The organism is Achromobacter sp. EB05 (genome assembly GCF_044232075.1).
Taxonomy (GTDB): domain Bacteria; phylum Pseudomonadota; class Gammaproteobacteria; order Burkholderiales; family Burkholderiaceae_B; genus Achromobacter; species Achromobacter dolens.
Genome location: NZ_CP155917.1, coordinates 1,983,033 through 2,007,801 on the forward strand (window position 1 = coordinate 1,983,033; position 24,769 = coordinate 2,007,801).

General features: G+C 66.1%; 25 protein-coding genes. 22 read left to right on the forward strand and 3 right to left on the reverse strand.

Going from position 1 to position 24,769, the window contains the following annotated elements; genetic code table 11:
• Positions 1–36: 36 nt before the first annotated feature.
• The 6 genes from AAID08_RS09080 (at position 37) to AAID08_RS09105 (ending at position 5,008) form a co-directional block, all read left to right on the forward strand.
• On the forward strand, positions 37–585 hold the full coding sequence (locus AAID08_RS09080) for a MarR family winged helix-turn-helix transcriptional regulator (RefSeq protein ID WP_395757542.1): 549 nt from the start codon (positions 37–39) through the stop codon (positions 583–585).
• Entirely contained in the window at positions 582–1,145 is a 564-nt protein-coding gene (gene ectA / locus AAID08_RS09085; protein WP_144655245.1) for a diaminobutyrate acetyltransferase, read from the forward strand. The genes AAID08_RS09080 and ectA overlap by 4 nt, the downstream gene beginning before the upstream one ends.
• 120 nt (positions 1,146–1,265) lie before the next feature.
• Entirely contained in the window at positions 1,266–2,573 is a 1,308-nt protein-coding gene (gene ectB / locus AAID08_RS09090) for a diaminobutyrate--2-oxoglutarate transaminase (RefSeq protein WP_054503936.1), read from the forward strand.
• Entirely contained in the window at positions 2,570–2,974 is a 405-nt protein-coding gene (locus tag AAID08_RS09095) for an ectoine synthase (RefSeq protein ID WP_006387829.1), read from the forward strand. Before ectB ends, AAID08_RS09095 begins: the two co-directional genes overlap by 4 nt.
• Before the next feature lie 15 nt (positions 2,975–2,989).
• Positions 2,990–3,916 carry an ectoine hydroxylase gene (thpD, locus tag AAID08_RS09100; RefSeq protein ID WP_064526313.1) on the forward strand — a complete coding sequence of 309 codons (927 nt, stop codon included), beginning with the start codon at positions 2,990–2,992 and terminating at the stop codon, positions 3,914–3,916.
• A gap of 219 nt (positions 3,917–4,135) precedes the next feature.
• A complete protein-coding gene (locus AAID08_RS09105) occupies positions 4,136–5,008 on the forward strand; it encodes an MOSC domain-containing protein (RefSeq protein ID WP_395757543.1) in 873 nt (290 codons plus the stop codon).
• A 49-nt stretch (positions 5,009–5,057) separates the two neighbouring features.
• Here AAID08_RS09105 and sugE read toward each other — a convergent pair whose 3' ends face one another.
• Positions 5,058–5,375, reverse strand: coding sequence for a quaternary ammonium compound efflux SMR transporter SugE (sugE, locus tag AAID08_RS09110; RefSeq protein WP_054503933.1), 318 nt, complete (start codon positions 5,373–5,375; stop codon positions 5,058–5,060).
• A gap of 267 nt (positions 5,376–5,642) precedes the next feature.
• On the opposite strand from sugE, the gene panD reads away from it, so the two are divergent.
• From panD to AAID08_RS09145, 7 genes are all read left to right on the forward strand, one after another.
• Positions 5,643–6,011 (forward strand): aspartate 1-decarboxylase, encoded by a 369-nt coding sequence (gene panD, locus AAID08_RS09115; RefSeq protein ID WP_054503932.1) that lies wholly within the window; start codon positions 5,643–5,645, stop codon positions 6,009–6,011.
• A 75-nt stretch (positions 6,012–6,086) separates the two neighbouring features.
• Positions 6,087–7,133 carry a CDP-6-deoxy-delta-3,4-glucoseen reductase gene (locus AAID08_RS09120; protein WP_372415375.1) on the forward strand — a complete coding sequence of 349 codons (1,047 nt, stop codon included), beginning with the start codon at positions 6,087–6,089 and terminating at the stop codon, positions 7,131–7,133.
• Positions 7,134–7,327: 194 nt separating this feature from the next.
• A complete protein-coding gene (locus AAID08_RS09125; protein ID WP_054503930.1) occupies positions 7,328–8,584 on the forward strand; it encodes a D-amino acid dehydrogenase in 1,257 nt (418 codons plus the stop codon).
• A gap of 4 nt (positions 8,585–8,588) precedes the next feature.
• Positions 8,589–9,929, forward strand: a complete 1,341-nt coding sequence (locus tag AAID08_RS09130) for an extracellular solute-binding protein (RefSeq protein ID WP_054503929.1) — start codon at positions 8,589–8,591, stop codon at positions 9,927–9,929.
• A 243-nt stretch (positions 9,930–10,172) separates the two neighbouring features.
• The gene (locus AAID08_RS09135) at positions 10,173–10,610 is read left to right on the forward strand and encodes a TrbG/VirB9 family P-type conjugative transfer protein (RefSeq protein WP_054503928.1); all 438 of its coding nucleotides are present in this window, start codon (positions 10,173–10,175) and stop codon (positions 10,608–10,610) included.
• Positions 10,611–10,643: 33 nt separating this feature from the next.
• Positions 10,644–13,268 carry an alanine--tRNA ligase gene (gene alaS / locus AAID08_RS09140; protein WP_049075208.1) on the forward strand — a complete coding sequence of 875 codons (2,625 nt, stop codon included), beginning with the start codon at positions 10,644–10,646 and terminating at the stop codon, positions 13,266–13,268.
• Complete coding sequence (locus tag AAID08_RS09145) at positions 13,255–13,524, forward strand: sulfurtransferase TusA family protein (RefSeq protein ID WP_054417798.1); 270 nt, start codon at positions 13,255–13,257, stop codon at positions 13,522–13,524. The genes alaS and AAID08_RS09145 overlap by 14 nt, the downstream gene beginning before the upstream one ends.
• Positions 13,525–13,601: 77 nt before the next feature.
• Here AAID08_RS09145 and AAID08_RS09150 read toward each other — a convergent pair whose 3' ends face one another.
• Positions 13,602–14,183, reverse strand: coding sequence for a hypothetical protein (locus AAID08_RS09150; RefSeq protein ID WP_144655239.1), 582 nt, complete (start codon positions 14,181–14,183; stop codon positions 13,602–13,604).
• 493 nt (positions 14,184–14,676) lie between these two features.
• Between AAID08_RS09150 and rpsP the strand changes: the two genes are divergently transcribed.
• The 8 genes from rpsP to AAID08_RS09190 all read left to right on the forward strand — a co-directional run bounded on the left by rpsP (position 14,677) and on the right by AAID08_RS09190 (position 20,923).
• Entirely contained in the window at positions 14,677–14,937 is a 261-nt protein-coding gene (gene rpsP, locus AAID08_RS09155; protein ID WP_006387841.1) for a 30S ribosomal protein S16, read from the forward strand.
• 67 nt (positions 14,938–15,004) lie between these two features.
• On the forward strand, positions 15,005–15,622 hold the full coding sequence (rimM, locus tag AAID08_RS09160; RefSeq protein ID WP_049075203.1) for a ribosome maturation factor RimM: 618 nt from the start codon (positions 15,005–15,007) through the stop codon (positions 15,620–15,622).
• The gene (gene trmD / locus AAID08_RS09165) at positions 15,622–16,440 is read left to right on the forward strand and encodes a tRNA (guanosine(37)-N1)-methyltransferase TrmD (RefSeq protein ID WP_175189087.1); all 819 of its coding nucleotides are present in this window, start codon (positions 15,622–15,624) and stop codon (positions 16,438–16,440) included. The genes rimM and trmD overlap by 1 nt, the downstream gene beginning before the upstream one ends.
• A 164-nt stretch (positions 16,441–16,604) precedes the next feature.
• On the forward strand, positions 16,605–17,279 hold the full coding sequence (locus tag AAID08_RS09170) for a helix-turn-helix domain-containing protein (RefSeq protein WP_175167646.1): 675 nt from the start codon (positions 16,605–16,607) through the stop codon (positions 17,277–17,279).
• 90 nt (positions 17,280–17,369) lie between these two features.
• The gene (locus AAID08_RS09175; RefSeq protein WP_024068344.1) at positions 17,370–18,122 is read left to right on the forward strand and encodes an ABC transporter substrate-binding protein; all 753 of its coding nucleotides are present in this window, start codon (positions 17,370–17,372) and stop codon (positions 18,120–18,122) included.
• A gap of 120 nt (positions 18,123–18,242) precedes the next feature.
• Entirely contained in the window at positions 18,243–18,896 is a 654-nt protein-coding gene (locus tag AAID08_RS09180) for an amino acid ABC transporter permease (protein WP_006393967.1), read from the forward strand.
• Complete coding sequence (locus tag AAID08_RS09185) at positions 18,893–19,624, forward strand: amino acid ABC transporter ATP-binding protein (RefSeq protein WP_024068345.1); 732 nt, start codon at positions 18,893–18,895, stop codon at positions 19,622–19,624. Before AAID08_RS09180 ends, AAID08_RS09185 begins: the two co-directional genes overlap by 4 nt.
• A 9-nt stretch (positions 19,625–19,633) precedes the next feature.
• Positions 19,634–20,923, forward strand: a complete 1,290-nt coding sequence (locus tag AAID08_RS09190; RefSeq protein ID WP_064523199.1) for an FAD-binding oxidoreductase — start codon at positions 19,634–19,636, stop codon at positions 20,921–20,923.
• 77 nt (positions 20,924–21,000) lie between these two features.
• Here AAID08_RS09190 and AAID08_RS09195 read toward each other — a convergent pair whose 3' ends face one another.
• On the reverse strand, positions 21,001–23,895 hold the full coding sequence (locus AAID08_RS09195) for a valine--tRNA ligase (RefSeq protein WP_175167647.1): 2,895 nt from the start codon (positions 23,893–23,895) through the stop codon (positions 21,001–21,003).
• Positions 23,896–24,327: 432 nt separating this feature from the next.
• On the opposite strand from AAID08_RS09195, the gene ndk reads away from it, so the two are divergent.
• Positions 24,328–24,753 (forward strand): nucleoside-diphosphate kinase, encoded by a 426-nt coding sequence (ndk, locus tag AAID08_RS09200; protein ID WP_006387851.1) that lies wholly within the window; start codon positions 24,328–24,330, stop codon positions 24,751–24,753.
• The last annotated feature ends 16 nt before the right edge of the window (positions 24,754–24,769 follow it).

Sequence of the window (24,769 nt, forward strand, 5' to 3'; positions counted from 1 at the left end):
TCGTATAGAAATCAATTTAGCTGAACTAATTCAGTCATGAATAAACAGACCGTAACCGACCCCGCGCAGCAATATGACCTGCGCATCCTGCGGGCGCTGCGCCGGATCACACGATCCATCGCGTTGCATTCGCGCCAGTTGTCGGCGGTGAGTCATATCACCGCGCCGCAGCTGATGTGCCTGCGCACGGTCATTGCCAATGGGCCGATGACGGCCACGGCGATCAGCCGCGAGATCCATGTCAGCCCCAGCACGGTCGTCGGCATTCTCGACCGCCTGGAGGACAAGGGCCTGATCCGCCGCGAACGCGGCCGTGAAGACCGCCGCATTGTTTTCGTGACTGCCACCGACGCCGGCCGCGAGGTCGCGCAGCAGGCGCCGTCGCCGCTGCAAAAGCACCTGGCCGACGCGCTCAACGCGTTGCCGGAGCTGGAGCAGGCCACCATCACCCTGTCGCTCGAGCGCATCGTCGCGCTCATGGAAGAAGAGCGCGGGGTGGCGACGGAACCCCAGGGCGACGCGTCGTCGCCCATCCTCGAGGTGCCCACCGGTGGCGCGCCTCCCGAATCAGGATTGGTTGTATGAGAGCAAACGAACTGCACGACACCATTACGAACTCAAGTGCCGTGGCGCCGGCGGCGGGCAGCAAAACGCATCTGTTGCGTGAGCCCCGCCGCAAGGACGGCGCCGCGATCCACCAGCTCATTTCCGAGTGCCCGCCACTCGACCTCAATTCCCTATACGCGTACCTGCTCCTGTGCGAGCACAACCGCGGCACCTGCGTCCTGGCCGAAAGCGCCGGAGGACGCATCGATGGATTTATCTCCGCTTACGTGCTTGCCGACCGGCCCGACGTGTTGTTCGTCTGGCAGGTCGCCGTGCACACCCGCGCACGCGGCCAACGGTTAGGCCGCGCCATGCTTCGGGCGCTCTTGCAACGCGAGGGGCTCGCGCATGTTCGTCATCTTGAAACCACGGTGGCGCCTGACAACCAGGCCTCGCGCCGCACCTTCGCCGGCCTGGCCGGCGAATTGGGCGCCCACGTCTCCGAGCAGCCGTTCTTCGACCGGCAACTGTTCGGCGGCGCGGACCATGACGACGAGATGTTGTTGAGGATAGGCCCGTTCACCTTGCCCGCTCCCTAGGCGGCAACGCGGACCTGTCGAAAACCGGGATGGCTTTGACGCATCCGGATGCGCATGGCGCGCATGCGGAGGGGATCTGGCCGTCTGTCAACTTATGAGATGAAAGGGAGGAATAATCACATGGACTTGAAAATCTTCGACCGGATGGAGTCGGAAGTACGGGGCTATATCCGGTCGTTTCCCGTGATCTTCAGCCAGGCCAGGGGATCGACGCTGGTGGATGAGGACGGTGGCGAGTACATCGACTTCTTCAGCGGCGCCGGCACGTTGAACTACGGCCACAACAATCCCATCTTCAAGGAAAAGCTGCTCGAGTACGTGCAGGCGGACGGCGTGGTGCATGGCCTGGACATGGCCACCAGCGCCAAGAAAAGCTTCCTCGAGGCGGTCGACCGCGTGCTGCTCAAGCCGCGCAACTGGCAATACACCCTGCAGTTCACCGGCCCCACCGGCACCAACGCGGTCGAGGCGGCGCTCAAGATCGCGCGCCAGGTGAAGGGGCGTCCCAATGTGATTTCCTTCACGCACGGCTTTCACGGCGTCAGCGGCGGCTCGCTGGCGGTGACCGCCAACATGAAGTTCCGCGACGCCTCCGGCTACCCGCTGGCCAACACCACCTTCATGCCCTATGACGGCTACTTCGGCCCGGACGTGGACACCATGGCCTACCTGGAGCGCATGCTGGAAGATCCCAGCAGCGGCATGGACAAGCCCGCCGCCGTCATCGTCGAGACGGTGCAGGGCGAGGGCGGCGTCAATGTCGCCACGCTGCGCTGGCTCAAGGAACTGGACAAGCTCTGCAAGCGCCACGACATGCTGCTGATCGTGGACGACATCCAGGTCGGCTGCGGCCGCACCGGCACCTTCTTCAGCTTCGAGGCCGCCGGCATCCGCCCCGACATCATCACGCTGTCCAAGTCGCTGTCGGGCTTTGGCCTGCCGATGTCGCTGGTGCTGATGAAGCCCGAGCTGGACGTCTGGAAGCCCGGCGCCCATAGCGGCACTTTCCGCGGCAACAACCTGGCCTTCGTCACCGCCACCCAGGCGCTGGAAACCTACTGGACCAACACCGCGTTCACCGCCGAGATCCAGCGCAAGGAGCGCCTGGTGCGCGACTGGCTGGAAAACCTGGTGCACAGCTATCCCAACGCCGGCCTGTCGGTGCGTGGCCGCGGCCTGATCCAGGGCCTGGTCAGCAATGCCACCCCGGCGCTGTCCAACCGCATCGCCGCCAACGCCTTCAAGCGCGGCGTGGTCATCGAGACCTCGGGCGCGCATGACGAAGTGCTCAAGCTGCTGCCGGCCCTGACCATCGAGGAAGAACTGCTGTCCAAGGGCCTGGAAGTGATCGAGGCCAGCGTGGCCGACGCGCTGGCCGAAGAGGGGCAGTCCGCCCGCATCCTGAAATTTGGAGGAAAACGTCAATGATCGTACGCAATGTCAAAGATGTGATCGGCACCGCCGACGAAGTCCGCACCGATACCTGGGTCAGCCGCCGCGTGCTGCTCAAGAAGGACGGCATGGGCTTTTCCTTCCACGAGACCACCATCTTTCCGGGCGGTCGCACCCACATCCACTACAAGAATCACCTGGAGGCGGTGTGGTGCATCGAGGGCGACGGCTCCATCGAGACGATTGCCGACGGCAAGAAGTATGAACTCGGCCCGGGCGTGGTCTACGCGCTGAACGAGCATGACGAGCACTGGCTGTGCGGCGGCAAGGAGCCGCTGCGCGTCATCTGCGTCTTCAACCCGCCGCTGACCGGCCAGGAAGTGCACGACAAAGAGGGCGTCTACGCCCTGCCTGAAGCCGAAGCCCAAGCGGCCTGATACAAGGAGGTTCGCATGATCTCACCTGCGCAGGATCCGTACGCCTCCCGTACGGATCGCAGTTCCGCCATCATTTCCCGCCAGGATCCGGTGGTCTACGGAGAAGGCAAGTACGCCAACGCCCTGAGCGGCGAACAGGTCGGCAGCTATGAGCGCGATGGCTTCCTGCTGCTGGAGGACGTGTTCTCCGAAGCCGAAGTGCGGGCGCTGTCGGCCGAGGTCGAGCGCATGACGCGCGACCCGTCGATCATCCGCCGCGAAGAGTCGATCACCGAGCCCGGCAGCAACGCCGTGCGCTCGATTTTCATGGTGCACGTGCTCAACCCCGTGCTGGCGCGCCTGGTGCGCGATCCGCGGCTGGTCAACGTGGCGCGCCAGATCCTGGGTTCCGAGGTCTACATCCACCAGTCCCGCGCCAACATGAAGCCCGGCTTCAAGGGCAAGGAGTTCTACTGGCACTCGGATTTCGAGACCTGGCACGTGGAAGACGGCATGCCGTCGATGCGCGCGCTCAGTTGCTCGGTGCTGCTGACCGAGAACAATGATTGCAACGGCCCGCTGATGCTGGTGCCGGGTTCGCACCGGCAGTTCATCTCGTGCGTCGGCGAAACGCCGAACGAGCACTACAAGCAGTCGCTGAAAAAGCAGGAATACGGCGTGCCGGATCCTGTCAGCCTGCAGTTGCTGGTCGAGCAGGGCGGCATCCGCACCATGACGGCCAAGGCCGGCTCGGTGGTGTTCTTCGACTGCAACACCATGCACGGTTCGAACAGCAACATCTCGCCGTGGCCGCGCGCCAACGTGTTCATGGTCTACAACAGCATGGAAAACACGCTGGAGCCGCCCAAGTACGGACTGACCCCGCGTCCCGAGCACATCGCCACCCGCAAGGCGTTCAAGGCGGTCACGCCGCTCGATACGTTGAAGCTGGTCGGCAGCTAGCGCGGCACGTTGTCCGCGGCGGATGCTTGCCGGCGCTGGTCGGGGCGTGGCCTGGCCGGCCGCGCGCGGGGGCGACCCATGCCGTTCCCGCTGCGCGCTTTCCCGTGAGGGAAAGAACGCCCGCGCCGCTTGCGTGCGCCGCAGCCCAGGCCGTTCGGCCTGGGCTTTTTTTCGTCGTTCCGCTATGCTCTGCCGTCTTTCCCTGCCGGAAGCCGCACCATGTCCGCCCGCATCCTCAGTCTGCATATCTACCCCGTCAAATCCTGTGCCGGTATCGACCTGTCCGAGTCGCCGGTGGGCCGCGCCGGGTTGGCCCACGACCGTCGCTGGATGCTGGTGGGGGCGGACGGCCATTTCATGACGCAGCGCCAGTGGGCGGCCATGGCCTTGATCCGCACGGCGCTCACGGCCGACACGCTGCGGCTTTCGGCGCCCGGCATGCCCGACCTGGACGTGCCGCTGGACGGCTCGGCGCTGCAGCCCGGGGTCGAAAGCGTGGGCGTCTGGAAGGACACGCTCGACGCGCGCCGCGAGAGCGAGGCGGCGGCGCAGTGGTGCTCGGATTTCCTCAAGACGCCTTGTCGCCTGTACAAGGTCGACACCGGCGCGACGCGGCCCGCCAAGCCGGAATGGGTCGACAAGTGGGCCGAAAGCCATCCAGACCTGGCGCAGACGTTCGGGGGAGATCACTTCTTCGGCTTCGCCGATGGCTTCCCGTTGCTGGTGGCGAACCAGGCGTCGCTCGATGACCTGAATGCCCGCCTGCAGGCCAAGGGCGTGGCCCCGGTGCCGATGGATCGGTTCCGTCCCAACATCGTGGTGCAGGGCGACTGGGAGGCCTTCGAGGAAGACCATACCGCCATGATCACCACGGGCGCGGTCAGCATGGCGTTCGTCAAGCCTTGCACGCGCTGCTCGATTCCCGACATCGACCAGCGCACCGCCGTGCAGCACGACGAGCCGGGCCGCACACTGGCGGGTTATCGCAATCTGGAGATCGGGGTGGTGTTCGGCCAGAATGCGATTGTCGATGCGCCGGCCGGCGCCCGCCTGAAGGTGGGCGACGCGGTCGAGATCGAACTGGATTTCTAGCCCGTCGCCGCCCCGGCGGGCGGCCGGGGCGGCGGCATCCGCCCGCTGATCAGGCCGAGGACAGTTTGAGGCCGATCAGGCCCACGACGATCAATGCCACGCTGGCGATGCGCAGCCAGCTGATGGATTCTCCGAACAGGATGATGCCGGCCACGAAGGCGCCGACGGTGCCGATGCCGACCCATACCGCGTAGGCGGTGCCCAGCGGCAGCGTCTTCATCGCCAGCGCCAGCAGCCAGAAGCTGATGAGCATGCCGCCGACAGTGACGGCCGACGGCACCAGGCGGGTGAATCCGTGCGTGTATTTGAGGCCGACGGCCCAGACGATTTCGAACAGGCCGGCCAGGATGAGGATGATCCAGGTCATGACGACTCCTACTTGAGAGGGGTCGTCCCCGGATTGGTGCGCCCGCGGCAATGGCCAATGCCGTCGTTGCCGATGGCAAATGCCGCCATGTGGCGGCCAGCGCAGCAACGGGCCGTCCCGTCGCGGCAAAAATTATAGAATACCGGCTTCCGACGGCAAAACCGGGTGCCGTTCGGCTGCATGCCCGCAGGTGCGCGCCATCCGCGGGTGTTTCGCATTCATCGCATCACTTCGCGTTCCGGCACGCGAAACCAGGATATTCCCATCATGCAACGCATCATGCTGCGGGCGAAGCTGCACCGCGTCACGGTCACCGAAGCCGACCTGCACTACGAAGGGTCTTGCGGCATCGACGAAGACCTGCTGGACGCCGCCGGCATGCGCGAGTTCGAACGCATCGAGCTCTACAACATCAACAACGGCGAACGCTTCGACACCTACATCATCAAGGCGGCCCGCGGCAGCGGCATCATTTCGCTCAATGGCGCGGCCGCGCGCCGGGCGCAGGTCGGCGACCTGATGATCATCTGCACCTATGGTCCCATGTCCGAAGAAGAATCCGCCACCCACAAGCCGCAGGTCGTGCTGGTGGACGACGCCAACCGCGTCAAGGAAATCCGCAAGTTCCCGGCCTGAGGCCGGGCCGGGCGGCGCGCCGCGGGCGGGTCCCGCGAGCGCCGTCAACCCTGATCCCCCCTGATACGTTTCATCATGAGCTTCCAGGTCATCATCCAACCCAGCAAGCATCAATTCCCGGTCGAGCCCGGCCAGACCGTGCTCGACGGCGCCCTGGCCGCGGGCATCGTGCTGCCCTACAGTTGCCGCAACGGCGCCTGCTCCACCTGCAAGGGCAAAGTGGTGTCCGGGGAGTTCGACGCCGGCCAGTACCCCGCGCAGATCCTGTCGCCCGAGGAACTGGCCGATGGCTACACCCTGTTCTGTCAGGCCCGGCCCGCCTCCGATCTGGTGGTCGAGTCCACCGAAGTGCGCCTGGCCAGCGACATCCAGATCCGCAAGTTGCCTTCGCGTGTGCAGACGATGGAACGCGCGGCGCCGGACGTGATCGTGCTCAAGCTGCAATTGCCCGCCTCGGAGCAGTTCCGCTACTACGCCGGCCAGTACATCGAAGTCATCCTCAAGGATGGCCGTCGCCGCAGCTATTCCATGGCCGGCGCGCCGCACACCGGCAGCCCGCTGGAATTGCACATCCGTCACCTGCCGGGCGGCGTGTTCACCGACCACGTGTTCGGCGCCGGCGACACGCAGATGAAAGAGCGCGAGATCCTGCGCCTGGAAGGCCCGTTCGGTTCGTTCTTCCTGCGCGAAGACAGCGACAAGCCGATCATCCTGCTGGCCAGCGGCACCGGCTTCGCGCCGGTCAAGGCCATCGTCGAGCACATGATCCACAAGAACATCCGCCGGCCGGTCTCGCTGTACTGGGGCGGCCGCCGCCCGCGCGACCTGTACATGGACGAACTGGCGAAGTCGTGGGCCCGCGACCTGCCGGATTTCCGTTACGTGCCCGTGGTGTCGAACGCGCTCGAGGAAGACGGCTGGACCGGCCGTGACGGCTTCGTCCACGAGGCCGTGCTGCAGGACATCCCCGACATGTCGGGCCATCAGGTCTACGCCTGCGGCGCGCCGCCGATGGTGGACGCCGCCCGGCGCGAATTCAGCGCCCAGTGCGGCCTGCCTCCGGAAGAGTTCTACGCCGATGCCTTCACGTCCGAGGCCGATCTGGCAAAGGCCGCGCCCTGAATCAGCAGGACGGCGCATGACGCAAAAGGGAAGCAATCCGGCGGTGGCGGGTTCCTTCCCTTTTTTTGATGGAATCGGCCGTAGGCGGGGGCGGGGCGCCGGGGTAAACTGCGGTGTCATCTTGGCAGCGGCTTGCCGCGGGAGGCGGACATCGTGTCCGCGGGCTCAGCGGGTACGCAGGGAGCAATGCGGGCATGAAAGTAGCGGTATTGGGTAGCGGCATCATCGGAATCTCCAGCGCCTGGTGGCTGAGCCAGGCCGGCCACGACGTCGTGGTCATCGACCGCTGCACCGGACCCGCCCAGGAGACCAGCCTCGCCAACGGCGCACAGATTTCGGTTTCCTATGCGGAGCCCTGGGCCAATCCGCAGGCGCCCCTGAAGCTGCTCAAGTGGATGTTCCAGGACAATGCGCCGCTGCTGTTCCGCCCGCAACTGGACTGGCGCCAGTGGATGTGGGGCCTGGCCTTCCTGCGCGAGTGCCTGCCGGGCCGCCTGGCGCCGAACATCCGCGCCATGGTCCGCATGGCCGAATACAGCCGCGCCACGCTGCGCGGCATGCGCGCCGAGCTGGGCATCGAATACGACCACCTCGAGCGCGGCATCCTGAATTTCTACCGCGACCAGCACGAATTCGAGAACTCGCAGCGCGCTGCCGGCCTGATGCGCGATTTCGGCGTCGAGCGCCGCGTCGTCTCGACGGACGAGGTCATCGCCATCGAACCGGCCCTGGCGCCGCATCGCAACACCATCGTCGGGGGCGACTACACCCCCGAGGACGAAAGCGGCGACGTGCATCTGTTCACCGTCGCGCTGGCCGAACGCTGCGCGCGCGCCGGCGTCGAATTCCGCTACAGCACCCGCGTCACCCGGCTCATCACCGAAGCCGGGGCGGTCAGCGGCGTCGAACTGATCGAGCCCGACGGCCGCTACGGCGCCCTGGCGGCCGACGCCTACGTGGTGGCCATGGGCAGTTTCAGCCCGTCGCTGCTGCGCCCGCTCGGCATCCCCTGCAACGTCTACCCCGCCAAGGGCTATTCGGCGACCTTCCCGGTCCTGAACCCCGGTGGCGCGCCCACGGTCAGCCTGACCGACAGCAGCCACAAGGTGGTGTTCTCGCGCCTGGGCGACCGCCTGCGCATGGCCGGCACGGCCGAGCTGTCCGGCTATTCGCGCGGCCTGAATACCGGTCGCTGCGAAGCCATGACGCGGCTGGCCCGCGAACTCTTTCCCGACGCGCTCGATTTCGAGCGCGTCAGCTATTGGTCGGGCCTGCGCCCGTCCACTCCCTCGAACGTGCCCATCATCGGCCGCAGCCGCATTCCCAATTTGTATATCAATACCGGACACGGTACTCTCGGCTGGACGATGGGCGTCGGCTCGGGCCGGGCACTGGCCGACCTGCTGAGCGGACGTCGTCCAGAACCGGAATTCCCTTTTCTTGGTCTATGAACCTATGAAGAAATTGCAATTGGCGGGCATTGCCCGCGCGATGTTCGCCAGCCGGCGCACATGGGTCTTTGGCGCCGCCATGGCGGTCGCGGGCGCGGTCCATGCCGCCCCCGTCGAAATCCAGGTCTGGCACACGCTGCCGGACGCCAACAAGGCCGAGTTCGAGAAGCTCGCCAAGCAGTACAACAAGGAGCAGGACCAGGTCAAAGTGACCCTGCGCGCCTTCGCCTCGCAGGCGCAACTGCAGCAGGAAGCCACCGCAGCGGTCAAGGCCAAGAAGGCCCCCAACCTGGTGCAGTTGAACGACAACCACTCGCCGGAAGTCGTGGCTGAACACAAGGCCATCCTGCCGATGTACGAATTGCTGGCCAAGTATCCGGTCAAGGACCTGAACTGGTTCGTGCCGGCCACCAGCAGCTTCGTGCGCGACGGCAAGGGCCGCCTGCTGGCGTTCCCCTGGATGGCCGAAGTGCCGGTGATGTTCTACAACACCGCCGCCTACAAGAAGGCCGGCCTCGATCCCAACAAGCCCGCCCGCACCTGGACCGGCCTGCAGGGCGAGCTGTTGAAGCTGCGCGACGTGGCCGACCTCGACTGTCCCTACGCCTCCAGCGACCAGGTCTCGATTCACCTGGAAAACCTGGCGCCGGTAAACAACCAGCAGTACACCAGCAACAACAACGGCCTGGACGCGGTCACCAAGAAGAGCGCGGCGCCGGCGATGCAGTTCGACACGCTCTACATGCGCCACATCTCGCTGATGGTCAGTTGGAAGCGTTCGCTGCTGTTCATGGCGCACACCGCCGACAACAGCGCCGACAAGCTGTTCGCCAAGGGCGAATGCGCGGTGCTGACGGGCAACTCGGGCTCGTTTGGCCAGTTCCTGAACACCAAGTCGCTGGCCTTCGGCGTGGCGCCGCTGCCTTATTACGACCAGGCCACCCAGACCGGCGGCCAGCCGTTCGTGAGCGGCTCGGCCCTGTGGGCCCTGGATGGTCGTCCCAAGGACGAGGAAAAGGCCACGGCGCAGTTCCTGGCCTGGCTGTCCAAGCCCGTGATCGCGGCGGAATGGCATCAGCGCACCGGCTACCTGCCGCTGACCGAAGCCGCGTTCCGCGCCTCGGACGTGTCGTTCTACAAGAGCATCCCCGGCGCGCAAGCCGTGGTGGCCTCGATGAGCACCCGCCCGGTCGCCAACAGCCGCGGTTTCCGCATGGCCAACTACGACCGCATCGAGCCCGTGTTCAACCAGCAACTCAACGACGCGCTGGAAGGCAAGACGCCGCCGGTGTCGGCGCTGAACAACGCCGCCAACCAGGCCCGCGCCATCGCCACGCAGCGTTGATCGCAGGCCCGTCGGGCAGGCGCCCCGGCGCCGCCCGGCCATCCGAAAGCCCGGTTTCCGAACCGGGCTTTTTTCATGCCCGTGACCCTCGGCGCGGAGGGGGGGCGAGGTTGCGCGGCGCCGGCGGGGGAGGGATGGATTGCTCCCTGCGTACATGCCGGTCTGTGAGGATGGCCGGCACGCCTGCACCATGATGGCGGTGCGGTCCGCTTCCGGGCCGCCGTCTTTACGAGGGTGGCGTGGATGGTACGAAGATTCTTCCTGGCGGCGGGGCTGGCGGGCCTGGCTGGATGCGCGGCCTGGCCGTCCGCTCGGCCGGCGACCGAGGCGGCCTGGCGGTCGGCCGCGGCCGCGTCGCGGGAGTACGATTTCGGTTGGCGGCTCTCCGGCGATCCGGCCGTGGCGCCGTTGCAGGTGTTCGACGACGGCCGCGAAATCTGGCTGCAATTCGCGCCGGACCAGCCTGTGCCGGCCATTTTCGGCGTCGATCCCGGCGGCATGCGAGTGCTGCCTTACGCGCGTCGTGACCCCTATCTGGTGTTGGCCGGCTGCTGGGACGCCCTGGTGTTCCGCGGCGGGCGGCTGGCGGCGCGGGCGCGCCGCGCGTCGCGTCCGCTCCAGGAAGGCCGCGACGCCTGCGGGTCGTCCCCGACGGCGCAAGGCGCCGACAACCCTCTATAATCAAAGATTCGCCTAAATTCTGCTTCATCCACGATGAAATCCTCCGAGATTCGCCAGCAGTTCCTGCAATTCTTCAAGTCCAAGGGACACACCATCGTTCCTTCGTCGTCGCTCGTGCCGGGCAACGATCCGACCCTGCTTTTCACCAATTCGGGCATGGTCCAGTTCAAGGACGTCTTCACGGGCAAGGAATCGCGGTCGTACACGCGTGCCACGTCGTCGCAGCGCAGCGTGCGCGCCGGCGGCAAGCACAACGACCTGGAGAACGTGGGCTACACCGCCCGCCACCATACGTTCTTCGAAATGCTGGGCAATTTCAGCTTTGGCGACTACTTCAAGCGCGACGCCATCCAGTACGCCTGGGAACTGCTGACGCAGGTCTACAAGCTGCCGGCCGAGAAGCTCTGGGTCACCGTCTACCAGGAAGACGACGAGGCCTATGACATCTGGGCCAAGGAAGTCGGCGTGCCGGCCGAGCGCATCATCCGCATCGGCGACAACAAGGGCGCCCGCTACGCGTCGGACAACTTCTGGCAGATGGCCGACACCGGTCCCTGCGGCCCGTGCTCGGAAATCTTCTACGACCACGGCCCCGAGATCTGGGGCGGCCCCCCGGGATCGCCCGAGGAAGACGGCGACCGCTACATCGAGATCTGGAACCTGGTGTTCATGCAGTTCGAGCGCGACGCCGCCGGCAACATGCCGCGCCTGCCGCGTCCCTGTGTCGATACCGGCATGGGCCTGGAGCGCATCGCGGCCGTGCTGCAGCACGTCCACTCCAACTACGAAATCGACCTGTTCCAGAACCTGATCGCCGCCGCCGCGCGCGAAACCGGCGTCAAGGACCTTGCGAACAATTCGCTCAAGGTCATCGCCGACCACATCCGCGCCTGCTCGTTCCTGATCGTCGACGGCGTCATCCCCAGCAACGAAGGCCGCGGCTACGTGCTGCGCCGCATCGTCCGCCGCGCGCTGCGCCACGGCTACAAGCTGGGCCAGACCAAGCCGTTCTTCCACCGCCTGGTGCCCGACCTGGTCGCCGAGATGGGCGAAGCCTATCCCGAGCTGGCTGCCACCGCCGAGCGCGTGGCGCAGGTGCTCAAGCAGGAAGAAGAGCGCTTCGGCGAAACGCTGGAACACGGCATGCGCATCCTTGACGGCGCGCTGGCCAACGTGCCCAAGGGCGGCCAGTTGGACGGCACCACGCTGTTCACGCTGTACGACACCTACGGCTTCCCGGTAGACCTGACCGCCGACATCTGCCGCGAACGCGAAGTCGACGTCGACATGGCCGGCTTCGAAGTCGCCATGGAACGCCAGCGCGACCAGGCGCGCGCGGCCGGCAAGTTCAAGATGGCCGAAGGCCTGAGCTACGAAGGCGCGGAAACGCGTTTCGAAGGCTACGAAAAGCTCGAACTCGACAACGTCAAGGTCACGGCCCTGTACGTCGACGGCACCCAGGTGCAGCAGGTGCAGGCCGGCCAGAGCGCCGTGGTGGTGCTGGACGCCACCCCGTTCTACGCCGAGTCCGGCGGCCAGGTCGGTGACACCGGCCTGCTCGAAGCGGTCGGCGTGCGTTTCGCCGTGGGCGACACGCTCAAGATCCAGTCCGGCGTGTTCGGCCATCACGGCACGCTGGAAGAGGGCAAGCTGGCGGTCGGCGACACAGTGCTGGCGCGCGTGGACGCGGTGCGCCGCGCCCGCACCGTGCGCAACCACTCGGCCACCCATTTGATGCACAAGGCCCTGCGCCAGGTGCTGGGCGCGCACGTACAGCAGCGCGGCTCGCTGGTCGACCCCGACAAGACCCGTTTCGACTTCGCGCAGGACGCGCCCCTGACGGCCGAGCAGATCGCTCGCGTCGAGGCCATCGTCAATGCCGAGATCCTCGCCAACCAGCCCACCGTGGCTCAGGTCATGGCCTACGATGACGCCGTCAAGGGCGGCGCCATGGCGCTGTTCGGCGAAAAGTACGGCGACACCGTGCGCGTGCTCGACATCGGTTTCTCGCGTGAACTGTGCGGTGGCACCCACGTCAGCCGCACCGGCGACATCGGCCTGTTCAAGATCGTGTCCGAAGGCGGCGTGGCTGCCGGCGTGCGCCGTATCGAGGCCATCACGGGCGACAACGCCCTGGCCTGGGTGCAGAACCAGAGCGCGTTGCTGGCCCAGGTGGCCGGCATGCTGCGCAGCACGCCGGCCGACCTGCCGGCCCGCATCGCGCAGGTGCAGGACCAGGTCAAGCAGCTCGAGAAAGACCTGGAACAATCGCGCAGCAAGCTCGCCGCCAGCGCCGGCAATGACCTGGCCAGCTCCGCGGCCGTCGAGGTCAAGGGCATCAAGCTGCTGGCCGCCAGCATCGGCGACGTCGACCCCAAGGCCCTGCGCGGCATGGTCGACAACCTGAAAGACCGCCTCAAGCCCGCCGTGGTGCTGCTGGCCACCGGCTCGGCCGACGGCAAGATCAGCGTCGTCGGCGGCGTCACGGCCGACCTGACCAACCGCATCAAGGCCGGCGACCTGGTGGGCTTCGTCGCCAGCCAGGTGGGCGGCAAGGGCGGCGGTCGTCCGGACATGGCCATGGGCGGCGGCACCGATCTGGCGGCGCTGCCCGCCGCGATCGCCAGCGTGCAGAAGTGGGTCGATGAGCGCCTCTGACATGGACAACGCGTCAGGCGCCACGGCGCCGTCGTTCGACCAGGAGGTGGATGCCAGCGGCCTGACCTGCCCCTTGCCCATCCTGCGCGCCAAGAAAGCCTTGGCGCAGATGGAAAGCGGGCAGGTGCTGCGTGTCGTCACCACCGACCGCAACGCCATCCGCGATTTCCAGGCCTTTTCGCGCCAGACCGGCAACGTGCTGGTCGCGCAACACGAGGCCGACGGTCGCGGCGTGCATTTCCTGCGCCGCCGCTAGCCACGCAGTTGCGCGCGACACATGAAAAAGGCCAGCCTCTCCCCAGGCTGGCCTTTTTTGTCGGCGCTCGTCGCGCCTTATTTATGAATCGCCGCTGCCACGGCTTGCGTGATGGTGAAGTCCACCAGGTCGCCTTCCTTGAGCTGCGCCAACCGGGCCTGCAAGGCGGGGTCCTGCACCTGGATCGTGCGCAGGCCGCCTTGCGGACCCTTCAGTGTCACGAGATTGGCGCTCTTGTTGATGTGCCAGATTTCCGCGGTGATGGTGGTCTGCCGGCCCATCGCGCCACCCGGCTTGGCGCCCTTGGCGCTACGCGTGGCGGCGGTCTCGGTGACCACCTCCGGCGCGCCGGAACCCGCGCGCCGCACGTCGATGGCGACCGATTCGTAATAGTCCAACGTAAGCGAATCGCCCGGCTTGATTTGCTTGAAGTTGCGCACGTTAGATCCGGCCTGGATATCCACTACGTTGCCATTGGCGCCCTGCAGGGTGATGGTGCGGGTGGCGGGATCCACCGCGGTGACCTTGCCGGTGGCGGTGGTCAACGCGGCGCCGACCACCCGGGCCTGGGCCGCCACCGGCAGCGCCAGCATGCCCGCCAGCAAACCTGTTGCCGCCAGGCGCGCGACAGGGGTGAAGACAGTTTTACGGTTCTTCATGGTGTAGCACCCTCCGGTAGAGGAAGTTGTGGGAAAACGCTGGGGAGAAACAGGGCGCGATCAGCCCCTGCGAAAACGGGGACGTTCGCGCGGGCATGCGGTGCGTGAGGGCGGGGAAGGGCAACACCGTTGCGGCGCGGCCGGGGGGAGCGGGCTTGCGGATGTGGCGTAGGATGACATTCCGATCTCTCCAATCGGGGAAATGCTTCACACGCACTTGCAAAGGGTGCCGGTCGGGCGGCGCGTCCCGGATGGCAACGCCGCCGGGCGATTTTCATGCGCCCCGGCGCAGCACGGCGGCCCGTGACGGGCTACACTCTGTCTGCGGCGGGCTCCTGCCCGGATTTTGTAGAATACCCGTATGTGGTGCATATGTGGTGTTTTCGCGTATAAATCGCGCCGCGCCTTCCGATATTCAGCATGCGCATTTGCCAGTCGGCTTGTTTAAGTGCTAGAATTTCCCGTTTTTCACAACTAATTCAAGGGATTACCTATGGTGGTGATTCGCCTGGCCCGCGGTGGGTCCAAGAAGCGTCCGTTCTACAACCTGGTGGCCACCGATTCGCGTAACCGTCGCGACGGCCGTTTCATCGAGCGCGTGGGTTTCTACAACCCCGTCGGCAACGAAGGCGCGGAAAACCTGCGCATCGCGCTGGATCGCGTGCAACACTGGACCAGCAACGGCGCCCAGCTGTCGCCGGCCGTCGAGCGTCTGGTCAAGGACTACTCGGCCAAGGTTTCCGCCGCGGCTTAATGCCTGCGTCGCACGCCTGAACCCTGCTAGTTTCTAGCTACGCTGTACGAAACCGATAGCCCGATACATGTCTGATGCCGCACATTCCAACGCGGCGCCTGCGGACTTGATCGAGTTGGGCCGCATCAGTGCGGCCTACGGTGTGAAAGGCTGGGTCAAGGTGCAGCCGCATTCGGCCAATGCCGAAGTGCTGCTCTCAGCTTCTCAATGGTGGTTGACTCGCCCTGTGCCTGAATTGGCGCGGGGCGCTGTCGCGTCTGCGCCTGTCGCATACAAGGTCGTGCAAGTCCGTTCGCAGGGCGCCACCGTGGTGGCCCAGTTGGCCGGCATCGCCGACCGTGACCAGGCCGAAGCGCTGCGCGGTTATTCCGTGCAGGCGCCGCGGGGTTCCTTCCCCGCGCCCGAAGAAGACGAATACTACTGGGTCGATCTCATTGGCTGTTCGCTGTATACCACGGCGGATGGCGACGCCGCGCTCATTGGTGTGGTGGACGAGGTCCTGGATAACGGCGCTCACGCCGTCTTGAAGGTCTTGCGCCAGAAGGTCGGAGCCGACGGCCCCGAAACCTTGCTGAACGCCAAGGGAAAGCCCGCCGAAATGCTCGTTCCGTTCGTGCGCGCGCACATCCAAGCCGTCGATCTGGCCGCGCGCCGCATCGACAGCGACTGGCCCGCGGATCTCTGATGCGCATCGATGTCGTGACGCTCTTTCCCGAGATGTTCGGGGTGGTGCGCGACTTCGGCGTCACCGGCCGGGCCCATGCCCAGGGCCGGTGGGCGCTGCATGCGTGGAATCCGCGAGATTTCACCACTGATCCCCACCGTACCGTGGACGACCGCCCCTATGGCGGCGGCCCCGGCATGGTGATGATGGCGGCTCCGCTGGAAGCCGCCGTCAGCGCCGCCCAGGCGGCGCGCGCGGCCCAAGGCCTGGGGCCGGCCCCGGTGGCGCTGCTCGCGCCCGTGGGCAAGCGTTACGATCAGGCCGGCGCCGAGGCGCTGGCTGCCAGCGACGGCCTGATTCTCATCTGCGGTCGCTACGAAGGGGTCGACCAGCGCTTCATCGAGCGTTGTGTCACCCACGAAATCTCGCTGGGCGACTTCGTGTTGTCCGGCGGCGAGATCGCGGCGCTGGCCGTGATCGACGCCGCGGTGCGCCTGTTGCCGGGCGTGCTGAACGACGGCGACTCCGCGCTGCAGGACTCCTTCAACGACACGCTGTCCGGCCTGCTGGACAGCCCGCATTACACGCGCCCCGAAGTCTACGAGGGCGCGCCCGTGCCGGCGCCGCTGCTCAGCGGCCACCATGCCAACATCTCGCGCTGGCGCCGTGAACGCTCGCTGGCGTTGACCGTTGCGCGACGTCCCGAGCTGATCGAGTCGGCCCGCGCCCAGGGGTGGCTGTCGCTCGCCGACGAGCGCTTCCTGGCCGAGCTGGCCGGCGAGCCGTTGCCGCCGCTGCCCGCCAAGCGCCGCCGCGGGTCCAAGCCCAAGGCTTCCTGAGCCGGCAGGCGCATCCCCCCCCGCCCCCCCCCCCACTCAAGCCCGGCTTTCTTCGCAAGCCTTTTCCCATTTTCCAAGACCCGATCAGCCTAGGGATGCTCCTAGGTTGTAGCGACTCGGCGCGCTCCTTAGTATTGAAAATTACATAAAAATGAAATTTTCATATGAGCCGATCCTCTCCCGTGCCGCGTGATGCCGCCGCGCTCTCCAAGCCAGCGCTGGCGGCGGGTCGCCCTGAGTCCGCCGTCGACATGTGGCTGGGCCAGCAGTTGCGCCAGTTGCGCAAGCAGCAGGGCCGCTCGCTGGCGGACGTGGCGCAGGCCTGCGGCATGTCGCTGGGGCTGCTCAGCCAGATCGAGCGCGGGCTGAGCTCCGCGTCGGTCAAGACGCTGCACCAACTGGCGCGCGAGTTCGGCGTGTCGGTCAACGCCTTGCTGCGCAACGCCGAGCACACCGAAGGCGAGGACGGCGGCCGCGTCGCCCGCGCCGGCACGCACCGCTATATCGACCTGCGCGAGAAAGGCATCGTCAAGGAGATGTACACGCCGCCCGCGTGCCGCAGCATGGACCTGTGCCGCGCCACCATCGAGCCCGGCGGCTCGACCGGCAACGAACTGTTCGTGACCGGGCAGGGCGAGCAGATCGGCGTGGTGCTCAAGGGCGCGCTCGAACTCTGGGTGGGCGACCGCGTCGTGCTGCTCAAGGAGGGCGACAGTTTCTGCTATGCCAGCAGCACGCCGCGGCGCTGGCGCAATCCCGGCTCGCAGGTGACCGAAGTCATCTGGGCCATCTCGAATATCAATCAAGCCGCGGGGGATATGACGCAACCGCCGCCTTGAGCGCGCGGGCAGTGAATCGGCGCGATGACACTGGGGATCATCCGCCTTCCGGGCACGCTCCGGAACGCTTTGCCTAGATGAGGAAATGTCATGAAATTCAAGACTCTGGTTGTCTCTGTATTCGCAGCATTGTCCACGGCCACGGCCGCGCAGGCCCAGACGGTGTTGAAGGTGGGATCCACGCCCACCGGCAGTCCGTTCACTTTTCTTGACACCAAGACCAACTCCATCGAGGGGGTGATGGTCGATATTGTTAAAGCGGTCGGCAAGGAGGCTGGCTTCGAGGTGCAGATCGAGCCCATGGCGTTTTCGGCGCTGATCGGTTCGCTGACTTCCAAGCGCATCGACATCGTCTCGGCGGCCATGTTCATCACGCCGCAGCGCCAGCAGGTGGTGAGTTTCTCGGAGCCGGTCTATCGCTATGGCGAAGGCCTGATGGTGCTCAAGAGCGACAACAAGGAATACAAGTCATTCGCCGACATGAAGGGCATGACGGTGGGGGTGCAGGTCGGCACCGCATTTGTCGAGCCGATCCAGAAGAGCGGCGTGTTCAAGGAGGTGAAGCTCTACGACAATCCGCCGGACATGATGCGCGACGCCAACGCCGGCCGCATCCAGGGCGGGTTCATGGACTATCCCATCGCCGCCTACATCCTGACCCAGGGCAACTATCCCAACCTGAAGATGGCGCAGTCCTACCAGCCCACCGTCATGGGCAGCCTGGGCCTGGCCACGCGCAAGGACGACACCGCCTTGCTCGAACGCATCAACAAGGCGCTGGCCAAGCTCAAGGCCGATGGCGCCATCGACCAGATCCTGAAGAAGTGGGGGCTGGGCGGCTGACGGCCGTTTGATGGCGGGCGTGGCGCCGCGGCAGGCGTCCGCCCGGACTGCGCGCCCTGGCGCGCGGACCGGCCGCGTCCCCGGGTTTCCGGAGGCGGCCCAGTTGGGGTGAATCGAGTCATGACGGAATTCTTCAAAGACGCGGCGGAATACCTGCCGATCCTGTTGCAGGGCGCCAAGCTCACCATCCTGGTGACGCTCGGGTCGCTGGTCCTGTCCACGCTGCTGGGGCTGGTGTGGGCGCTGATGCGCGTCTCCGGCAACAAATACCTGTCCAAGTTCAGCGCGGGCGTGATCAACCTGCTGCGCGGCATCCCGATCATCGTGCTGCTGTTCTACATCTATTTCGTGATGCCGGACATGGGCATCGCCCTGACGGCGGTGCAGGCGGCCATCATCGGGCTGGGCATCGCCTACTCGGCCTACCAGGCCGAGAACTTCCGCGCGGGGATCGAAGCCATCGACCGCGGCCAGATCGAGGCGGCCATGGCGATGGGTATGAGCTGGAGCATGACCATGCGCCGCGTGGTGCTGCCGCAGGCCGTCAAGATCGTGCTGCCGCCCTACGGCAACATCATGATCATGATGCTCAAGGACTCGTCGCAGGCGTCCACCATCACGGTGGCCGAGCTTGCCCTGCAAGGCAAGCTGATTGCCGTGTCGACGTTCAAGAACGCCACCGTGTTCTCGCTGGTGGCGCTGATGTACCTGGTGATGTGCGTGCCGCTGATCCTGCTGGTGCGGCATCTGGAAAAGAGGAGTGCCGCCAAATGATCGAACTCAAGGGCGTGCGCAAGAGCTTCGGGTCGCTGGAGGTGCTCAAGGGCATCGATGCCTCGGTCAGCAAGGGCGAAGTCGTATGCGTGATCGGGCCATCCGGCTCGGGCAAGTCCACCATCCTGCGCTGCATCAACGGGCTGGAGCGCTACAACGCCGGCCGCATCACCGTGGATGGCGAACTGGTGGACTGCGATGCGGCCTCCATCGTTTCCATCCGCACGCAGGTGGCGATGGTGTTCCAGCGCTTCAACCTGTTCCCGCATCGCACCGCGCTGGAGAACGTGGTGGAAGGTCCGATCTACGTGAAGGGCGAGCCGCGCGCGCAGGCGCTGGAGCGCGGCCGTGAATTGCTCGCCAGTGTCGGCCTGGCCGACAAGGCCGACGCCCATCCGCCGCAACTGTCCGGCGGCCAGCAGCAGCGCGTGGCGATCGCGCGGGCCCTGGCGATGCAGCCGAAGGCGATCCTGTTCGACGAACCGACCTCGGCGCTCGACCCCGAGCTGGTGGGCGACGTGCTGGGCGTGATGCGCAAGCTGGCCGAGGCCGGCATGACCATGGTCGTCGTGACGCACGAGATGAGCTTCGCGCGCGAGGTTGCCGACCGCGTCATGTTCTTTGACGGCGGCGTGATGGTGGAGCAGGGCGCCGCCCGTGAAGTGCTGAATCAGCCGCAGCACCCGCGCACGCAGGATTTCCTGCGCCGCGTGCTGCATCCCATGTGAGGAACCATCATGTCGCAGACGCCGTTTCCGCTTTCCCCGTCGCTCTGGGCCGCCACCGCGGCGCCGCCGCCGGACACGCAGCCGCTGACGCAGTCCGAGCAGGCCGACGTGCTGGTGGTGGGCGGCGGCTACGCCGGCCTGAGCACCGCGCTGCACCTGGCCGAGCAGGGCGTGCGGGTGGTGCTGCTGGAAGCGCGCGAGATCGGCTTCGGGGGCTCGGGGCGCAACGGCGGCCAGGTCATTCCCGGCCTCAAGTACGATCCCGATGCGCTCGTTTCGATGTTCGGCGCCGAGCGCGGCGAACGCCTGGTGCGCTTCGCTGGCGCCACCGCCGACGCGGTGTTCAACCTGATCGAACGGCATGCCATGGACGTGCCGCATGTGCGCAGGGGGTGGATCCAGGGCGCGCACAATCCCGCCGCGCTGGAACTGGCGCACGCCCGCGCCGCGCAATGGGCGCGCCATGGCGCCGACGCGCAGCCGTTGGACCGGGCCGAGGTGGCGCGGCTGATCGGGGCCGACCGCTACCTGGGCGGCTGGGTCGACCGCCGCGCGGGCGCGGTGCAGCCGCTGAGCTATGCGCGCGGACTGGCCCGCGCCGCCCTGAATGCCGGCGCCGTGATTCATACCGACACGCCAGTCACCGGTCTGAAGCGCGACGGCGGCAAGTGGACCGCCACGACTCCCGGCGGCGCCAGCGTGACCGCCGACCGCGTGGTGATGTGCACCAACGCCTACGGCGCCGATCTGCTGCCGGGCTTGAAGACCTCGATCATCGACGCCAATACCTTCCAGGTCGCCACCACGCCGCTGCCGGAGCGCCTGCGCGCAGGCATCTTTCCGGAAGGCCACGTCACGTCCGATACCCGCAACCTGCTGCTGTATTTTCGCCTGGACCACCAGGGCCGCCTGCTGATGGGCGGGCGTGGGCCCTTCCGCGAGCCCAAGGGGCCGCAGGACTGGGCCCACCTGGAACGGGTGATGGTGAAGATGTTCCCGCAGGTGGCCGGCACGCCGTTCGAGTACCGCTGGTGCGGCCGCGTGGCCATCACCCGCGACTATCTGCCGCACCTGCACGAGCCGCAGCCCGGGCTGCTGGTGGATATCGGCTGCCAGGGGCGCGGCGTGGGCCTGCAGACCAGCATGGGCCGCGCCATGGCGCAGTACCTCGTCAGCGGCGACGCCAAGGCGCTGCCGGTGCCGTTGTCGCCCGTAAAGCCGTTTCCGCTCTATGGACTGCGCCGCCTGTACGTGAACGCCGTGGTCACCTGGTACCGGATGACCGACGGCGGCGTATAGGCCGATGCGATCAGGCCGCGCGAAAAAAAGCCCCGGAGAGGATCCGGGGCCCTTTGCATGAACGCATTGCCGGGCGATCAGTTGCCCAGCTTGCCGCGCTGTTCGCGCACCTTCTGCAGCGTCTCGCCGAATTGAGCCAGGCGGGCCTTTTCCTGCTCGACCACGGCGGCCGGGGCGCGTTCAACGAAGCTGGCGTTGGACAGCTTGCCGTTGGCCTTGGCGATCTCGCCTTCCAGGCGGGCGATTTCCTTGTCCAGGCGCACGCGCTCGGCGGCCACGTCGATCTCGACATGCAACATCAGGCGGCTGGCGCCCACCACCTGCACCGGCGCGCCAGCGTCGGGCAGGGCGTCCAGCACGTCCACCTGGCTGAGCTTGGCCAGCGCGGCCAGGTAGGGGGCGTTGCGCGTCAGCGTGGGCGCGTCGCCCTGGGCGCACAGCGGCACTTTCTGCGCCGGCGACAGGTTCATCTCGCCGCGCAGCGCGCGCACGGCCTCGACCTGGGCCTTCAGTTCGGCCACGTCGGCTTCGGCGGCGGTGTCCACGGCGGCCGGATTGGCCTGCGGGTACGGCTGCACGCTGACACTGTCTGCCACGCCTTGCTTGCGCTTGCCGGCCACCACCGAGACCTTCTGCCACAGCTCTTCCGTGATGAACGGAATGATCGGGTGGGCCAGGCGCAGCACGCCTTCCAGCACGCGGATCAGCGTGCGGCGCGTGCCCAGTTGCTGGGCCGGCGTGCCGGTCTGGATCTGCACCTTGGCCAGTTCCAGGTACCAGTCGCAGTATTCGTCCCAGACGTAGCGGTACAGCGCGTTGGCCACGTTGTCGAAACGGTAGTCGGCGAAGCCGCGGGCCACCTCGGCTTCCAGCGCCTGTAGCTGGCTGACGATCCAGCGGTCGACGAACGAGGTTTCGCCCGCGTCCGGACCGGTCAGGTCGTGGCCTTCGGTGTTCATCAGCACGAAACGGGTGGCGTTCCAGAGCTTGTTGCAGAAGTTGCGATAGCCCTCGCAACGCTTCAGGTCGAAGTTGATGTTGCGGCCCAGGGTCGCGTAGGCGGCCATGGTGAAGCGCAGTGCGTCGGTGCCGAAGGCGGGAATGCCGTCCGGGTACTGGCGGCGCGTGGCCTTTTCGATGGCGCCGGCCTGCTTGGGATTCATCAGGCCGTAGGTGCGCTTGGCCACCAGGCCGTCCAGGTCGATGCCGTCGATCAGGTCGACCGGATCCAGCGTGTTGCCCTTGGACTTGCTCATCTTCTGGCCGTCGGCGTCGCGGATCAGGCCGTGCACGTAGACGTGCTTGAACGGGATCTGGCCGGTCAGGTGCGTGGTCAGCATGACCATGCGCGCGACCCAGAAGAAGATGATGTCAAAGCCGGTGACCAGCACGCTGGACGGCAGGTAGCGCGCCAGGTCGGCCGTCTTGTCGGGCCAGCCAAGCGTGGTGAAGGGCACCAGGCCCGATGAGAACCACGTGTCCAGCACGTCCGGATCGCGCTTGAGTTCGCCGGTGACGCCGGCGGCGCGGGCCTGCTGGACGGCTTCGGCCTCATCGTGCGCGACGAACACCTGGCCGTCATCCGAGTACCAGGCGGGAATCTGGTGACCCCACCACAGTTGGCGCGAAATGCACCAGTCCTGGATGTTGTTGAGCCACTGGTTGTAGATGGTGGTCCAGTTGTCCGGGTAGAACTGGATGCGGCCGTCGGCGACGACCTCCAGCGCCACTTCGGTGATGCTCTTGCCCGGGTTGAGCGTGCCCTCGGGGGCCGGCTTGCTCATGGCGACGAACCACTGGTCGGTCAGCATGGGCTCGAGCACGACGCCGGTGCGGTCGCCCTTGGGCTGCATCATCTTGTGCGGCTCGACCTTGACGAGGTAGCCTTCGGCTTCCAGTTGGGCCACCACGGCCTTGCGGGCCTCGTAGCGCTCCATGCCCTGGAACTGCTTGGGGCCGTTCTCGTTGATGTGCGCGTCGAGCGTGAAGATCACGATCAGCGGCAGGTCGTGGCGCATCGCGCAGGCGTAGTCGTTGAAGTCGTGCGCGCCGGTGATCTTGACGCAACCGGTGCCGAATTCGGGGTCGACGAAGTCATCCGCGATGATGGGGATGTTGCGGTCGCACAGCGGCAGTTCGACTTCCTTGCCGACCAGGTGCTTGTAGCGCGGGTCTTCAGGGTGCACGCACAGCGCGCCGTCGGCCAGCATGGTCTCGGGGCGGGTGGTGGCGATGGTCATGCCGCGCAGGGTGACCGTCTGGCCGTCCTTGTCGACGATGGTCTGCGGACCGTCGACGAAGGGGTAGAGGATGTGCCACATGTGGCCGTCGGTCTCTTCCGACTGGACTTCCAGGTCGGACACGGCCGTCAGCAGCTTGGGATCCCAGTTGACCAGGCGCTTGCCGCGGTAGATCAGGCCCTGTTTATGCAGGCGCACGAAGGTCTCCACCACGCCGCGCGACATGCGGTCGTCCATGGTGAAGTACTCGCGCGGCCAGTCGGCCGAGGCGCCCAGCCGGCGCACCTGGCCGGTGATGGCGTTGCCCGACTTTTCCTTCCACTCCCACACTTTTTCGACGAATTTCTCGCGGCCGAGGTCGTGGCGCGAAACCTTCTGCGCGTCGAGCTGTCTTTCAACCACGATCTGCGTGGCGATGCCGGCGTGATCCGTCCCCGGAATGAAAACGGTGTCGTCGCCCAGCATGCGGTGGTAGCGGATCAGGCCATCCATGATGGTCTGGTTGAACGCATGGCCCATGTGCAGGGTGCCCGTCACGTTGGGCGGCGGGAACTGGATGACGTAAGGCTGGCCTTCGGTCCCCGTTTTTACGTGCGACCCCGCGGCGAAGTAGCCGCGCTTTTCCCACTCGGCGTACCAGCGGGATTCGAGTTCGGCAGGTTCGAAGCTCTTGGAGAGTTCCGGGGAGTCGGTCGCGGCGGACGCGGCGTTCGGGGGAGCGGCTTGAGTCATTACAGGGTTCCGGCAGACAGGGCGCCCGGTCGATGGAAACGGGCAAGCAAACCGCTCATTTTAAGATGTAATGCGGTCGTATCGGCGTGTTAGAATACCGGGTTACTGTAAACCTTTTAGAAGTCCCTGAATTCATTGAGGTTTCGCCAAAAGTTCATTGAAAAAACGCTGCGAATTTCAGCGCAATGAATCGAGCGAAGCATTCGAGGTGGGACAGCCCGGGGGCAACCCCGGGATCACTCCGAAGGGTTGGCAGTGTCGAATCCCCGCCTTGGCACAGGCGGCCGGGACGGCCCGGAACGCGCTGTCAACGCAGTTGTTCCGAGTCGCTTGCGCGCCCATGGCGCGCTGCCGCTTGAAGGGTGACACCAACGAGCGCAGGCCACGCCAGGCAATCATAGAAACCAGTCAGTATCCGTTTTTGGAGTTCTCATGTCCGTCCAACGCACCCTCTCGATCATCAAGCCCGACGCCGTCGCCAAGAACGTCATCGGCCAGATCGTCGCCCGCTTCGAGCAAGCCGGCCTGAAGGTCATCGCCGCCCGCCTGGCCCAACTGTCGCGCGCCGACGCCGAGCGTTTCTACGCCGTCCACAAAGAGCGCCCCTTCTTCAAGGACCTGGTTGACTTCATGGTCTCGGGCCCCGTGTTCGTGCAAGTGCTGGAAGGCGAAGACGCCATCCAGAAGAACCGCGACCTGATGGGCGCCACCGATCCCAAGAAGGCCGCCCCGGGCACCATCCGCGCCGACTTCGCCGACAGCATCGACGCCAACGCCGTGCACGGCTCGGACGCGCCGGAAACGGCCGCTGTCGAAGTGGCTTTCTTCTTCCCCGAAATCAACATCCACAGCCGTTGATTTCCCGGAAATTCCT

Bases quoted from the DNA above. Each gene is read 5' to 3' on its own strand.
- AAID08_RS09080 (WP_395757542.1), top strand. From the start codon at position 37: ATGAATAAACAGACCGTAACCGACCCCGCGCAGCAATATGACCTGCGC.
- ectA (WP_144655245.1), top strand. From the start codon at position 582: ATGAGAGCAAACGAACTGCACGACACCATTACGAACTCAAGTGCCGTG.
- ectB (WP_054503936.1), top strand. From the start codon at position 1,266: ATGGACTTGAAAATCTTCGACCGGATGGAGTCGGAAGTACGGGGCTAT.
- AAID08_RS09095 (WP_006387829.1), top strand. From the start codon at position 2,570: ATGATCGTACGCAATGTCAAAGATGTGATCGGCACCGCCGACGAAGTC.
- thpD (WP_064526313.1), top strand. From the start codon at position 2,990: ATGATCTCACCTGCGCAGGATCCGTACGCCTCCCGTACGGATCGCAGT.
- AAID08_RS09105 (WP_395757543.1), top strand. From the start codon at position 4,136: ATGTCCGCCCGCATCCTCAGTCTGCATATCTACCCCGTCAAATCCTGT.
- sugE (WP_054503933.1), bottom strand. From the start codon at position 5,375: ATGACCTGGATCATCCTCATCCTGGCCGGCCTGTTCGAAATCGTCTGG.
- panD (WP_054503932.1), top strand. From the start codon at position 5,643: ATGCAACGCATCATGCTGCGGGCGAAGCTGCACCGCGTCACGGTCACC.
- AAID08_RS09120 (WP_372415375.1), top strand. From the start codon at position 6,087: ATGAGCTTCCAGGTCATCATCCAACCCAGCAAGCATCAATTCCCGGTC.
- AAID08_RS09125 (WP_054503930.1), top strand. From the start codon at position 7,328: ATGAAAGTAGCGGTATTGGGTAGCGGCATCATCGGAATCTCCAGCGCC.
- AAID08_RS09130 (WP_054503929.1), top strand. From the start codon at position 8,589: ATGAAGAAATTGCAATTGGCGGGCATTGCCCGCGCGATGTTCGCCAGC.
- AAID08_RS09135 (WP_054503928.1), top strand. From the start codon at position 10,173: ATGGTACGAAGATTCTTCCTGGCGGCGGGGCTGGCGGGCCTGGCTGGA.
- alaS (WP_049075208.1), top strand. From the start codon at position 10,644: ATGAAATCCTCCGAGATTCGCCAGCAGTTCCTGCAATTCTTCAAGTCC.
- AAID08_RS09145 (WP_054417798.1), top strand. From the start codon at position 13,255: ATGAGCGCCTCTGACATGGACAACGCGTCAGGCGCCACGGCGCCGTCG.
- AAID08_RS09150 (WP_144655239.1), bottom strand. From the start codon at position 14,183: ATGAAGAACCGTAAAACTGTCTTCACCCCTGTCGCGCGCCTGGCGGCA.
- rpsP (WP_006387841.1), top strand. From the start codon at position 14,677: ATGGTGGTGATTCGCCTGGCCCGCGGTGGGTCCAAGAAGCGTCCGTTC.
- rimM (WP_049075203.1), top strand. From the start codon at position 15,005: ATGTCTGATGCCGCACATTCCAACGCGGCGCCTGCGGACTTGATCGAG.
- trmD (WP_175189087.1), top strand. From the start codon at position 15,622: ATGCGCATCGATGTCGTGACGCTCTTTCCCGAGATGTTCGGGGTGGTG.
- AAID08_RS09170 (WP_175167646.1), top strand. From the start codon at position 16,605: ATGAGCCGATCCTCTCCCGTGCCGCGTGATGCCGCCGCGCTCTCCAAG.
- AAID08_RS09175 (WP_024068344.1), top strand. From the start codon at position 17,370: ATGAAATTCAAGACTCTGGTTGTCTCTGTATTCGCAGCATTGTCCACG.
- AAID08_RS09180 (WP_006393967.1), top strand. From the start codon at position 18,243: ATGACGGAATTCTTCAAAGACGCGGCGGAATACCTGCCGATCCTGTTG.
- AAID08_RS09185 (WP_024068345.1), top strand. From the start codon at position 18,893: ATGATCGAACTCAAGGGCGTGCGCAAGAGCTTCGGGTCGCTGGAGGTG.
- AAID08_RS09190 (WP_064523199.1), top strand. From the start codon at position 19,634: ATGTCGCAGACGCCGTTTCCGCTTTCCCCGTCGCTCTGGGCCGCCACC.
- AAID08_RS09195 (WP_175167647.1), bottom strand. From the start codon at position 23,895: ATGACTCAAGCCGCTCCCCCGAACGCCGCGTCCGCCGCGACCGACTCC.
- ndk (WP_006387851.1), top strand. From the start codon at position 24,328: ATGTCCGTCCAACGCACCCTCTCGATCATCAAGCCCGACGCCGTCGCC.